12 protein-coding genes are annotated in these 11,018 nt (G+C 72.8%); 7 read left to right on the top strand and 5 right to left on the bottom strand.

From position 1 onward, the window contains the following. Nucleotides 1–169: 169 nt before the first annotated feature. From ACFV2S_RS09775 to ACFV2S_RS09760, 4 genes are all read left to right on the top strand, one after another. Complete coding sequence (locus ACFV2S_RS09775) at nucleotides 170–805, top strand: hypothetical protein (RefSeq protein WP_385555885.1); 636 nt, start codon at nucleotides 170–172, stop codon at nucleotides 803–805. Between the two features lie 62 nt (nucleotides 806–867). Beyond that, the gene (locus tag ACFV2S_RS09770) at nucleotides 868–2,520 is read left to right on the top strand and encodes a DUF6801 domain-containing protein (RefSeq protein WP_385555883.1); all 1,653 of its coding nucleotides are present in this window, start codon (nucleotides 868–870) and stop codon (nucleotides 2,518–2,520) included. Between the two features lie 38 nt (nucleotides 2,521–2,558). Further along, nucleotides 2,559–3,500, top strand: a complete 942-nt coding sequence (locus ACFV2S_RS09765) for a hypothetical protein (protein WP_385555881.1) — start codon at nucleotides 2,559–2,561, stop codon at nucleotides 3,498–3,500. Nucleotides 3,501–3,714: 214 nt separating this feature from the next. Continuing rightward, nucleotides 3,715–4,926, top strand: a complete 1,212-nt coding sequence (locus tag ACFV2S_RS09760; RefSeq protein ID WP_385555879.1) for a helix-turn-helix domain-containing protein — start codon at nucleotides 3,715–3,717, stop codon at nucleotides 4,924–4,926. Nucleotides 4,927–4,953: 27 nt separating this feature from the next. On the opposite strand, the gene ACFV2S_RS09755 is transcribed toward ACFV2S_RS09760, so the two are convergent. Continuing rightward, nucleotides 4,954–5,436: a winged helix-turn-helix transcriptional regulator gene (locus ACFV2S_RS09755; RefSeq protein WP_385556247.1), complete on the bottom strand. Its 483-nt coding sequence runs from the start codon at nucleotides 5,434–5,436 to the stop codon at nucleotides 4,954–4,956. A 96-nt stretch (nucleotides 5,437–5,532) separates the two neighbouring features. Here ACFV2S_RS09755 and ACFV2S_RS09750 point away from each other — a divergent pair, with 96 nt between their 5' ends. After that, entirely contained in the window at nucleotides 5,533–6,234 is a 702-nt protein-coding gene (locus ACFV2S_RS09750) for an SDR family oxidoreductase (RefSeq protein ID WP_385555877.1), read from the top strand. A gap of 27 nt (nucleotides 6,235–6,261) precedes the next feature. Beyond that, nucleotides 6,262–6,687: a tautomerase family protein gene (locus ACFV2S_RS09745; RefSeq protein WP_383797737.1), complete on the top strand. Its 426-nt coding sequence runs from the start codon at nucleotides 6,262–6,264 to the stop codon at nucleotides 6,685–6,687. A gap of 6 nt (nucleotides 6,688–6,693) precedes the next feature. On the opposite strand, the gene ACFV2S_RS09740 is transcribed toward ACFV2S_RS09745, so the two are convergent. Then, on the bottom strand, nucleotides 6,694–8,181 hold the full coding sequence (locus tag ACFV2S_RS09740) for a long-chain fatty acid--CoA ligase (RefSeq protein ID WP_385555875.1): 1,488 nt from the start codon (nucleotides 8,179–8,181) through the stop codon (nucleotides 6,694–6,696). A gap of 160 nt (nucleotides 8,182–8,341) precedes the next feature. Here ACFV2S_RS09740 and ACFV2S_RS09735 point away from each other — a divergent pair, with 160 nt between their 5' ends. Next, on the top strand, nucleotides 8,342–9,493 hold the full coding sequence (locus tag ACFV2S_RS09735; protein WP_385556245.1) for a PucR family transcriptional regulator: 1,152 nt from the start codon (nucleotides 8,342–8,344) through the stop codon (nucleotides 9,491–9,493). Between the two features lie 42 nt (nucleotides 9,494–9,535). Here ACFV2S_RS09735 and ACFV2S_RS09730 read toward each other — a convergent pair whose 3' ends face one another. The 3 genes from ACFV2S_RS09730 to ACFV2S_RS09720 form a co-directional block, all read right to left on the bottom strand. Next, nucleotides 9,536–9,988 carry a DUF5709 domain-containing protein gene (locus tag ACFV2S_RS09730; RefSeq protein ID WP_385555873.1) on the bottom strand — a complete coding sequence of 151 codons (453 nt, stop codon included), beginning with the start codon at nucleotides 9,986–9,988 and terminating at the stop codon, nucleotides 9,536–9,538. A gap of 46 nt (nucleotides 9,989–10,034) precedes the next feature. Then, a complete protein-coding gene (locus ACFV2S_RS09725; protein WP_361392196.1) occupies nucleotides 10,035–10,202 on the bottom strand; it encodes a hypothetical protein in 168 nt (55 codons plus the stop codon). Nucleotides 10,203–10,460: 258 nt separating this feature from the next. Further along, nucleotides 10,461–10,988 (bottom strand): hypothetical protein, encoded by a 528-nt coding sequence (locus ACFV2S_RS09720; RefSeq protein ID WP_385555871.1) that lies wholly within the window; start codon nucleotides 10,986–10,988, stop codon nucleotides 10,461–10,463. Nucleotides 10,989–11,018 lie beyond the last annotated feature (30 nt).

Raw genomic sequence — 11,018 nt, 5'->3', positions numbered from 1 at the left:
AGCCCGCTCATCCCCTCTGGTTGCGCAGACCCCGCACAGGCGCTCCTTCTCGTATGAGCCCCCGCCCCCCCCCCCCCGCCCGCGGCGCGCCCCCGCCCCCCCGCGCGCCCCCCCCGCGGCCTGTCCGCGTTCCCGCTCGCCGCCCGTCCCCAAGGAGACCTCCCGGGCCATGAAGAAGCCGACAGCGAAACTCGCCACCGCCGCCGGCGCGGCCGCGGCCTCGGCCGTCCTCGCGGCGGTCCCGGCCACGGCGTCGCCCTCGACGGTCTGGACGGTGAGCGGGTCGCCGGCCGCCGTCTCCGCGACCGGCACCGGGCACGTGACGCTCGTCCTCAACGGCTTCATCATGACGTGCTCGAAGTCGACCGCCTCGGGCACCCTGCGGAGCGCCACGGGAAACCCGGCCGCCGTGGGCTCCCTCACCTCGGTCGTCTTCGGTGCGCCCGGGACACCCTGCACCAGCGTGCTGGGAAGTCCCAGCATGCCCGCGTCGGCTCCGTGGAGCGTCGTGGCGCACGACTACGGCGCATCGACCTCCACGACCACGGGCCACCTCGGCGGCGTCGACTTCCGGACCACCCTCGGTGCCTGCGTCTTCCGGGTGAGGGGCGACGCCTCCGTCACCTACGCCAACGCCACGGGCAAGCTGGCCGTCGCGTCCACCGACGGCGAGCTCACCGTCGTCGAGTCGGTCAACTGCGGCGATCTCGCCCCGCTCGGCGCCCGGCCGACCCTCAGGGGCGACTACCTGGTCAGGGCGGCCGGCACCGGCAGCGTCCCGACCGTCGTCGGCTCCCACCCGTAGGTCCCGCCACACCGGCGAGACACACCCTCCCGCGTTCGCGAACGACCCGAGCGGAGCACCAGATGAGAGGCCCACGGCCCACCCCTCGACCCTCCCGCGTCCGCGCGCGCGGCGCGACGATCGCCGCGTTCGTGGCGCTCGCCCCTCTGCTTCCGGCCGCGGCCGTCGCCGTCGGGACGCTGAAGGTCGACGCCGCGCTGCCCTACGTCTGCACCCTGCCCTCGGGGCAGCAGTCCGCGACGGTGCGCATCACGGCGGTCTTCCCCGAACGGGTCGCCGTGGGTGAGGAGATCCGGCCCACCGACGTCACCACGACGGTGGAGCTGCCCGCGGCGGCCGTGGCCGAACTCACCGCGCTCAAGGCCTCCACCGTCCGGGCCGAGACACGGCTCGCGGTCGGGGTGTCCCAGAAGGAGCAGCGCGCGGAGGTCACCTGGAGCGGTACGGCGGAGCCCGTCGCCGTCCCCGCCGAAGGGCCCCTCGTGCTCACCACGACCGGTGACGTGCCCTCCCTGACGGCGGCCGAGGCGGGCGGTCTGACGCTCACCGCCCAGGGCCTGGGGATCGATCTGGCCCCGAGCACGTCCGACGGCGCGGCCACCACCCCCGCGTCCCTCTCCGTCGCCTGCGTACCCGGCCGGGACGCGGAGGGGCGTACGGTGCTCGCCACCGTTCCGGTCGGTGCCGACCTGCCCACCGGGGAACCCGGCACGCCTTCGCCGTCCCCGGCCTCTCCTTCGCCGTCCGGTTCCGCCACGGTCGGTCCGCTGCCCCCGCTCCCGTCGAACCGCCCGGCACCGGCGAGGCCGGGGACCCCCGAGAGGACCGGGAAGCAGGCTCCGAAGGACCCGATCGGCCCACGGCAGCCGGACCGCGGACGGGCGGCGGAGGCCACACCCGGCGCTCCCAAGCCCCGGCCGACCGCCCCGCCCTGCATCACCGAGAACCCGACCCCGGTGTCGCTCTCGGCGTACATCACCGGCTACTCCAACGTGAGGAAGCTGAACGGAGCCTCGCTCATCCCGTTGTCCTGTCTGCTGATCGAGCAGGGCCTGCCGGAGCCGCCCTCCACCCCCGTGCCGGACGGCGAGTTCCAGTTCTTCACCCCGTCGACGGCCCAGCTCTCCTACCAGGGGCGCCAGCAGACCCCGCCGTTCACCTCCACCCTCCTGACCTTCGGATTCGCGCCGGTCACGGCGACCATGGTCCTGGAGCAGACGGGTCCCATCACGATCGGCACGCTGTTCCGCGCCATCTTCGCCACCGGTGACAACTACCTGGACAACACGGTCCGGGCCCCCCTCGTCCTACGCGTCCTCGACGTCGAGGTCAACGGCGTCACCCTGGACGTGGGCCCCTCCTGCCGCACGGAGACCTCGCTCAGCTCACCCGAGCCCGAACCCGCCCGGTACCCCGGGAAGCACCTGGTGATGCTGGGCAGGGGATACATCCCGGTCGGAGGCAACGCCCAGGGCTACCAGCTGACCACCGGCGGCCCCCTGACGGGCGAGGTGACCATCCCCGCGTTCAAGGGCTGCGGCACCAAGGGCGGGGAGAACCTCGACCGGCTCCTCACCGCCTCCATCTCCGGCTCCGGCAACTACCTCAAGCAGATGCAGGGTCAGACCTGCACCGTGCTCAACCAAGTGCCCACCGACGATCCCCAGTGCACCGAGGACCTCCAGCCGTACGTGGTCCCCAAGCCCGAGCGCTGATCCACCCCACCTCCTCCTCTCCCAGGAAGGCATCCGCCATGTCCCTCGCCTCCTCCCGCACGAGACTCGCCACCCTCTCCGCACTGACCGCGCTCGGCGCCTTCGCCTCCCTCGGCACGGCGACCGCCGCCACTCCCCAGCTGAACGGCGGGTGGGCTCCGTTCGACCGCTGTCCGGTCGACGCCCCGGCGATGCTCGCCACGGACGGGCTCGACCAGGCGCCGCAGTGCGTCTCCTCCAGCTCGGCCTCCGGGGCCATCAAGCTCGGGAACACGACCGTCATCACGGGGAGGACGAACCTCCAGATCGGCGTCATCCAGAACGCCGACGGCACCAGCTCGGTCGTCGCCCCGCCCGCCGGCTCGCTCATCGCGGACTCCGCCACCGTCCCCGGCGGCCTGCTCGGGCTGATGTGCCCGAGCGACATCCCGTTCATCACCGACATCTGCCGGCAGCTGTCCGACGCCAAGCTCAACAAGATCACCGCCACCATGGAGTCGGTCGGCACGCCGTCGGACTTCGACCAGATCGCGGGCGTCCTCACCGACATGCCGATCGTGGCCATCCCGGTCCGCATCCACCTGGAGAACCCGTTCCTCGGGAGCAACTGCTACATCGGGACGAAGGCCAACCCGATCATCCTGCGCCCGAACAACAAGACCTCGCCCGACTTCTCCGTCGAGCGCTACAACGGCGACGGCTCCGCGAACGAGGAGGGCGACATGAGCCGCCTCAACATCCTCGGCTCCACCCAGGTCGACACCACCTTCGCCGTCCCCGGCGCCAGCGGCTGCGGCCTCGGGCTCGGGCTGGTCAACGGCGCGGTCAACCTCAAGACCGGACTGCCCTCCGCCGCCGGCCGGAACAGCCTCACCCTCGACAACACCCAGACCTACCTGACCGGCCTGTACGCCCCCGGGGTCGTCGCGCCCGACGCCGGCAAGGTCCTCTCCCGGAACTGGCACTCGGCCGTCAGGTAACGGCCACCCAGGGTCGATTCCCGGCCTAGTCGGCGGCCCACGGGCCTCCGCGCACACCAACTCTTGCGCAAGTTGTGTACAGCACACAGCAGTTGATTTAGCTTCAGCAGTCCCCGTTGGTACGCACCTGACGGCCATGGCGGCGCCCACCACCCAGGGAGGGCGCCGCACCGCCGCTCCCCACCGGTCGCGCAGGAGAGCAAGGGATCGGTCCATGCCCGCAATCGCACAGTCACCGAACATCGGCGAGCCGCTCGACCCACTTCCGAGGGAGTTCGCCGACCTGATGAGGCCGGAGATCCCGGGGCTCATCAAAGAGATCGGCATGGAGGTCCAGCGGACCTACCCCGTCTACGCGCACCTCTTCAACGGACCGCACTCGGACGCGATCCGCCAGGGCGTGGAACAGGCCCTGGCTGCCTTCGTGGAGCGGGTCGCCGTCCCGGGGGCGACGTCGGCCCTGCGGGACGAACTGCTGCGGAAGTTCGGGCGCGTGGAGGCCTACGAGGGCCGCGACCTGGGCTGCCTCCAGGGTGCCTACCGCCTCGGGGCGCGCATCGCGCTGCGCCGGGCCAAGAGCATCGGCCGCACCTACAACCTCTCCCCCACCCTGATCCTCGCCTTCGCCGACGCCCTCTTCGCCTACGTCGAGGAGCTGGAAGCCCTGTCGCGCGAGGGCTACGTCATGGCCCAGGCGCGCGCCGTGTCCGACGTGGCGGCGCGGAGGAGACAGTTACTCCACCTCGTCGTCGCGGGTCCCCCGCTGCCCCGGGCGACGATCGCCGAGCTGTGCGAGGAGGCGTCCTGGCAGCTCCCCTCCGAGTGCACCCTGGTGGCCCTGCGCCCACCCGTCGCCGAGCTCGTCCAGGCGGGACTCGACCGGGACGTGCTGGCCGACCTGACCCTCCCCCAGCCGCACCTGCTGATCCCCGGCCCGCTCACCCCGCAGCGGCGCGTGATGCTCGAATCGGCCCTGGCCGGGACCCACGCCGTCGTCGGTCTGACCGTTCCGCCGGCGCAGGCCGCGCACTCCGTCCGCTGGGCGCGGCGCGTCCTGCAGCTCATCGACGAAGGCGTCGTGGCGGACGCCCCCCTCGTGCGCTGCGAGGAGCACCTGACAACGTTGTGGCTGCTGTCCGACCCCGCCCTCACGGCGCATCTCGCCGCGCGTGAGCTGGCCCCGCTGGACGAGCTGTCCGGCACCCGGCGCGAGCGGCTGATCGAGACCCTGCGCGTCCACGTCTCCACGCGCGCCCCCGCCGAACAGGTCGGCGAGATGCTGGGCGTGCACGCCCAGACGGTCCGCTACCGGCTGCGGAACCTGGACGCCCACTTCGGCGACCGGCTCCTGGACCCGGACCACCGGTTCGCCCTGGAAGCGGCCCTGCGCTCGCTCCACCTCAACGGCGGGAAGCGGACGGACTGAGGCGCGTGCGGCTGCCCCGGGCGAGCGTCAGGCGCGGTTCCGGTCGGGGTGCAGGCGGATCTCGATGTCGTCGGACGAGGGGTCCGGCGCGGGGTCGGCGGTGACGCGGACGCTCAGCGGGAGGCCGGTGTCCGCGTCGACGAACGCCAGGGGCGGACGGCCGTCCTGGAGGTACGCGTCGCCCCACCGGACCAGCGAGAGGAAGACCGGCAGCAGGTCCTCTCCGGCCCGCGTCAGGCGGTACTCGTCGCGCGCCCGCTGCCCGGGCTCCCGGTAGGGGGTGCGGGCCACGACCCCGGCCGTCTCCAGCTGCTTGAGGGCGCGGGAGACCGAGGGCGCGGAGCTGCCGATCCTGGTCACGAAGTCCTCGAACCTCGTCGTGCCGTAGAAGCACTCCCGCACGACCATGAAGACCGTCCGGGTGCTCAGGAGGTCGAGCACCCGGCCGGCCGAGCACCCGTCCCCGATCGACCACGCGTCCCGGTCGCTCAGCCTCTTCTCGAACCTCATCGTCACGCGCCCATTGTAACTAATGCTTGCGTTACTCAGCCCTGGCGTGCTTGCATCTGACTAACGAAGTCGTTAGCCAGATGAGGAGTGAGTGTCATGGTCGCGTTGGCGGGCAGGGTGGTCGTGGTGACCGGAGGGCGGCGGGGGCTGGGCGCCGCCCTCGTGGACGAGGTGCTGGCACGCGGGGCGGGCAAGGTGTACGCCACCTCCCGCTCGCCGTACACGGACGAGCGCCCGCGCGTGGTGACGGTCCCGCTCGACGTGCGTGCGGCCGCGTCGGTCGCCGCGCTCGCGAAGCTCGCCGACGACGCCGAGGTCGTGTTCAACAACGCCGGGATCCTCCTGCCCGGGCCGCTGCTCACGGGCGACGCCGAGCAGGCCGCCGAGACGTTCGACGTCAACGTCTTCGGACCGCTGCGGGTGGCGCGGGCGTTCGCACCGGTGCTCGCCGCGAACGGCGGAGGGGCCCTGGTGAACATGCACTCCGTACTGTCCTGGCTCGCCGGCAGCGGAGCCTACGGGGCCTCCAAGGCGGCGGCGTGGTCCCTCACGAATTCGCTCCGGCTCGAACTGGCGCCGCAGCACACGCAGGTCGTCGGCGTGCACGCCGGCTTCATCGACACCGACATGGTCGCCGCCCTCGACCGGAGCAAGGCGAAGCCCGCCGACGTGGCCGCGCGGATCGCCGACGGGCTGGAGGCGGGGCACACGGAGGTGCTCGCCGACGACGTCAGCGTCGCCGTCAAGTCCGCCCTCTCCGGCCCCGTGGAAGACCTGACCTTCTCGGCCGCCGGCTGAGCCCGCACGAAGGAGACACGAACCACCATGCCCCTGTGGACCGTTCACCACACCCCCGGAGTCTTCTCCGACGACGAGAAGCACCGGTTCGCCTCGTCCGTCGCCGACCACTACGAGAAGGCCGGCCTGCCCCGCTTCTACGTGGTCACCCTGTTCCGGGAGACCCGGCCCGAGGACTTCTACGTCGGCGGAGAGCCCGCCCCCGTCGGGGTCCGGATCAGCATCGACCACATCGCCCGGCACAATCCCGACGAGGACAGCAGGCGCACGACGGCCCGCTGGATCAGGCGGATGGTGCAGCCGTACCTCGAACGGCACGCCGGGCTCCACTGGGAGTTCCACGTCGACGAGACCAGCGAGGAGCTCTGGATGATCAACGGGCTCGTGCCCCCGCCGGGCGGCTCCGACGCCGAGCGGCGGTGGGCGGAGCAGAACGCGGCCACCCCGTACTGACCCGGGTCAGCCGGCCGGTACGGTGATCTCCCTCTTGAGGATCTTTCCGCTCGGTCCCAGCGGCAGCCGGTCCACGAACCACACCCGGCGCGGGTACTTGTAGGCCGCCACGCGTTCCCTGACGTACGCGCGCAGCTCGTCGGGGGTGGTCTCGGCACCGGGACGCAGCACGACCGCGGCCGCGACCTCCTCGCCCAGCTCGGGGTGCGGGACGCCCACCACGGCGGCGAGGGCGACGGCCGGGTGCTCGTGGAGGACCTCCTCGACCTCACGCGGGTAGACGTTGTAGCCGCCGCGGATGACCATGTCCTTCTTGCGGTCGACGACGTACAGATAGCCCTCGTCGTCGGCCCGGGCGAGGTCGCCGGTGCGCAGCCAGCCGTCGGGGATCGCCGCCTCGGTCTCCTCCGGGCGGTTCCAGTACCCCTTCATGACGTTCGGTCCCCGGACGGCCAGTTCGCCGATCGCTCCGGGGGCCACGTCCTGGCCCTCGTCGTCGAGCAGCCGCACCTCGACGTCCCGGATCGGGGTGCCGATCGAGCCGGCCTTGCGCGGCCGCTCGGGGTGGTTGAAGGTGACCACCGGGCTGGTCTCGGACATGCCGAAGCCCTCCAGCACGGGGCAGCCGAAGCGCCGCTCGAAGCCGTGCAGGATCTCCACCGGCAGCGAGGCCCCGCCGGAGATGCACATCCGCAGCGTCGACACGTCGGCGTCCGAGGGGTGCTGGAGCAGCGCCGCGTACATGGTGGGGACGCCCTCGAAGACGGTGGCCCGCTCGCGGGCGACGGCCTCCAGGACGGCTCCCGGCTCGAAGCGCGGGACGAGGACGAGCGAGGCGCCGCTGCGGACGGCCGCGCTCATGGTGCAGATCTGTCCGAAGATGTGGAACAGCGGCAGGCAGCCCACCACGACGTCGTCCGGCGTCATCCGCTGGATCTCGACGGTGTTGACCTCGGTGTTGTGCCGCAGCCCCGCGTGGGTGAGGACGGCGCCCTTGGGGCGGCCGGTGGTGCCGGAGGTGTACAGCAGGACGGCCATGTCGTCGTCGGCCGTGTCGGCGACCTCGGCCGACGGCTCGTGCCGGGCCAGCGCGGCGGCGAACGCGGCGGGTTCGACCACCGCGTGCCGCACTCCCGCCGCGGCCGCGCCCTCGGCGCCCTCGCCCGGGGCCTGGTGCCACTCGAACAGCACCACGGCGCCGGAGTCGGTGAGGTGGAACTCGGTCTCCCGGGTCTTCAGGAGCGGGTTCATCGGGACGACGACCGCTCCGGCGCGCAGGGCGCCGTAGTACAGCACGACGAACTCGGGGACGTTGGGCAGCATCAGCGCGACCCGGTCTCCGGGGCGCACCCCCTCGGACCTCAGCAGGGCGGCGGCGCGGGCACTGCGCTCGTCCAGCTCCGCGTACGTGATGGCCTGCTCCCCCAGGCGCAGTGCGGGCCGCTCGGGCTGCCGCCCGGCCGTCTCCACGAGAAACCCTGCCAGATTGGCCATGCCCCGCCTCCGTTACACGGAATCACCGGATGTTTACATCGTCGACATCTTGCAGGGGCATGCGCCCGCGGCCTATGGCCGCAGCGACAACGCGGGGCGTCCCGGATTGTTCCCGCTCACCATCCGAGGGCGTTAGGCTGCGTCGATGATCCTTTCGGGTGTGGCTGCGGCGCTGCTGGCGAGGCTGCCGGAACTGGGCGAGCGCATGGCGCTGCGGATCCGCGCGAACGTCGAGGCGTACGAGGACGAGTCGCTGATCCCCCTGGAGTCGCTGCGCCGTTCCTGCACCGCCAACGCGGACCTCATCCTCACGCACCTCCGCGTCGGGGGCGCTCCCGACGCGAGCTCGGCCCGTGAGACCGGGCGGCTCCGCGCGGAGCAGGGCGTTCCGCTGGCGGACACCCTGCACGCGTACCGGATCGGCTCCCAGTTCCTGTGGACCGAGATCCTGACCGAGGCCCGTGCGCGCCCCGAGGTCTCCGACGATCTCCTGCTGTCGGAGTCGACCGAGTTCTGGGCGCTGTCCGGCCTGTACGCCGAGTCGGTGGCGGTGGCCTACCGCGAGGCGGCGGCCGAACTCACCTCACAGGGGCAGGCCAGGCGCTCCGCCCTGGTGGAGGCGCTGTTCACCGGCATCGTCACCGACCGCACGCTGTGGGAGACCGCCCGCGAGCTGGAGCTGCCCGAGCACGGCCCGTACGCCGTCGCGGCGGCGAAGGCGGGCACGCCCGGCGAGGAGCCGCTCACCGGGGCGGAGGCGGCGCTGCGCCGGGCGAACCTGCCCTCCGCGTGGAGACTCCTGCCGGACCAGCAGCTCGCCCTGATCGCCCTGCCGACGGCGTCCGCGGAGACGGCCTGTCTGCGCATCCTCCGCCGGACCCGCGCCCGGGTGGGCTTCAGTCCGCGGTTCCACTCCTTGCGGGACACGCCCCAGGCCCTGCGCTTCGCGCGCCTCGCCCTCGCGGGCCTCGAAGGCGCGGGACCCGGCGTGGCACGCTTCGACGACAACCCGCTGGCCATGGTCGTCGCCGCGGCGCCCGCGGAGGCCGCGCACCTGCTGGAGGTGGTGCTGCGGCCGGTGCTCGACCTTCCGGTCGCGGAGCGGTCCCGGCTCCTGCGCACCCTGGAGCACTGGTTCGCCGCCGCGGGCTCGGCTGGTGACGCGGCGCGGAGCCTGTTCGTCCACCCCAACACCGTCCGTTACCGGCTGCGGCGCGTGGAGGAGCTGACGGGCCGCTCGCTCTCCGATCCGCGGGCGGTGGCGGACATCGGCGCGGCGCTCCTGGCGGTGCGCGGTCCGGGGCCGGGCTGAGGCGTCCCGCCGGCGGTCACCCGCACCGGGCGGGGCGAGGCGTCACTCCTCGTCGATGATGTGCATCGCCGCTTCCTCGGCGGATGCCGCGCCGCCGTCGACGCCGAGGTCCCGGGCGTTCAGTTCCGAGGTGACGCCGCGCGTCCCCTCGTCCTCGGACATCAGGCGTCCCGCGCGCCGTGCGCCGACCTGGTCGTCCAGGAGCTCGCCGTCGGTGTCCGTCGTGTCGCCGAGACCGTCGCCGTCGGGGGCGGCGGGCTCGGGTTCCTCCTCCGCCAGGCGCTCGTCGAGGGTTTCGCCCCGTTGCCGTTCGGCCGCGGTCACACCCGCGCGCTCGGCACCGAGGGGCCGTTCGGGCGGCGAGTACCCCGCGTCGAGAGGATCGCCGAGCGGTCCTTCGAGGGTGTCCTCGTAGTCCAGTACACCCGCGTCGTCCTGGACCTCGCTGCCGTCGGGCTGGTAGACGTCGTCCCCCCACGCTTCCGTCTCGGTCATGCGGAGCTCCGTTCCTCACCAGGTCCACGACGGCATTCGCCCGGGCTCACTCCTCCCGTTCGAAGTCGGCCTCGGCCCGCTCGGCGTCGAGGTCGGACTGGGCCTTCGCGTACAGCGCGTGCACGAACTTCCGGGCCTCCTCGGGCGAGATGCCGACGCCGAGCCGGAGCAGCCGACCGGTCCAGTATCCGAGCGGATCGTCGGGTACGGTCATGGCGCCTCCTGAGGGGAGTGCGGTCGATGCCGACCGTATCGGCTGCGGGGCGGGACGGGGCCGACCGCACAGCTCTCCGGCTGATCCGCCCGCACGCGGGGCGCGTGCGGGGCGCCTTCGAGGGGCGTCGGATCCCCGTTCTTGATTCCATGGTCCCCGCCTGTGGGGGGAGCGCAACCCGATGTGGACAGGTCGGCGCCCCTCCCGGGAACCGCGCCGCCACCGCGACCCGTGCCGTACGGATCCGCCGGAGGGGCTCTAGCCCACCCACCGTCGCAGCAGCTCCTCCCGCTGCGCCGCGCGGGGTGTCGCGCCCTCCGCCGTGCGGCCCCACTCCGACATCGCCGCCAGGGTCGTGGCCATCGTGGCCGCGCCCTCCGTGAGACGGGACAGGAGGGCGCGGGAGAGCTCGGCCTCCGCCGGGGAGTAGCCGACGGCGGCGGCGACATGGACCTTGAGCTCGTACGTGCCGTCGTGTGCCTCCAGGTCCACCGTCATGAGCGGCGGCGCCTCGCCCGACAGGCCCGGTCCCAGGGTCATCCCCAGGTTCATGACGACGTCCAGGGCCACGTCCGCGACCGCGCCGACCTGCCGCTTCAGGGACTTCACGGGCACGTCCGCCACGGTCAGGGCGCGCACGTCCTCCCAGAGGTGGAGGCCGGACTGCCCGTCTCCCAGGGCCACCACGCCGTCCGGGCTCAGTCGTATCCCGGGCGCCGAACCGGTCGGCTTGGCCCCCACGTACACGTCGCCCTCGGCGATCCAGAACAGGCCCACCATGGCCATCGGCTGCTCACTTCCCCCGACGGCGGCGCA

It is taken from the genome of Streptomyces sp. NPDC059695, assembly GCF_042733785.1.
Classification (GTDB): domain Bacteria; phylum Actinomycetota; class Actinomycetes; order Streptomycetales; family Streptomycetaceae; genus Streptomyces.
The sequence above is the reverse complement of the archived record's forward strand: the minus strand, read 5'-3'. Positions and strand labels throughout refer to the sequence as shown.

Bases quoted from the DNA above. Each gene is read 5' to 3' on its own strand.
- ACFV2S_RS09760 (WP_385555879.1), top strand. From the start codon at position 3,715: ATGCCCGCAATCGCACAGTCACCGAACATCGGCGAGCCGCTCGACCCA.
- ACFV2S_RS09720 (WP_385555871.1), bottom strand. From the start codon at position 10,988: ATGGCCATGGTGGGCCTGTTCTGGATCGCCGAGGGCGACGTGTACGTG.
- ACFV2S_RS09750 (WP_385555877.1), top strand. From the start codon at position 5,533: ATGGTCGCGTTGGCGGGCAGGGTGGTCGTGGTGACCGGAGGGCGGCGG.
- ACFV2S_RS09740 (WP_385555875.1), bottom strand. From the start codon at position 8,181: ATGGCCAATCTGGCAGGGTTTCTCGTGGAGACGGCCGGGCGGCAGCCC.
- ACFV2S_RS09730 (WP_385555873.1), bottom strand. From the start codon at position 9,988: ATGACCGAGACGGAAGCGTGGGGGGACGACGTCTACCAGCCCGACGGC.
- ACFV2S_RS09755 (WP_385556247.1), bottom strand. From the start codon at position 5,436: ATGAGGTTCGAGAAGAGGCTGAGCGACCGGGACGCGTGGTCGATCGGG.
- ACFV2S_RS09725 (WP_361392196.1), bottom strand. From the start codon at position 10,202: ATGACCGTACCCGACGATCCGCTCGGATACTGGACCGGTCGGCTGCTC.
- ACFV2S_RS09770 (WP_385555883.1), top strand. From the start codon at position 868: ATGAGAGGCCCACGGCCCACCCCTCGACCCTCCCGCGTCCGCGCGCGC.
- ACFV2S_RS09745 (WP_383797737.1), top strand. From the start codon at position 6,262: ATGCCCCTGTGGACCGTTCACCACACCCCCGGAGTCTTCTCCGACGAC.
- ACFV2S_RS09775 (WP_385555885.1), top strand. From the start codon at position 170: ATGAAGAAGCCGACAGCGAAACTCGCCACCGCCGCCGGCGCGGCCGCG.
- ACFV2S_RS09765 (WP_385555881.1), top strand. From the start codon at position 2,559: ATGTCCCTCGCCTCCTCCCGCACGAGACTCGCCACCCTCTCCGCACTG.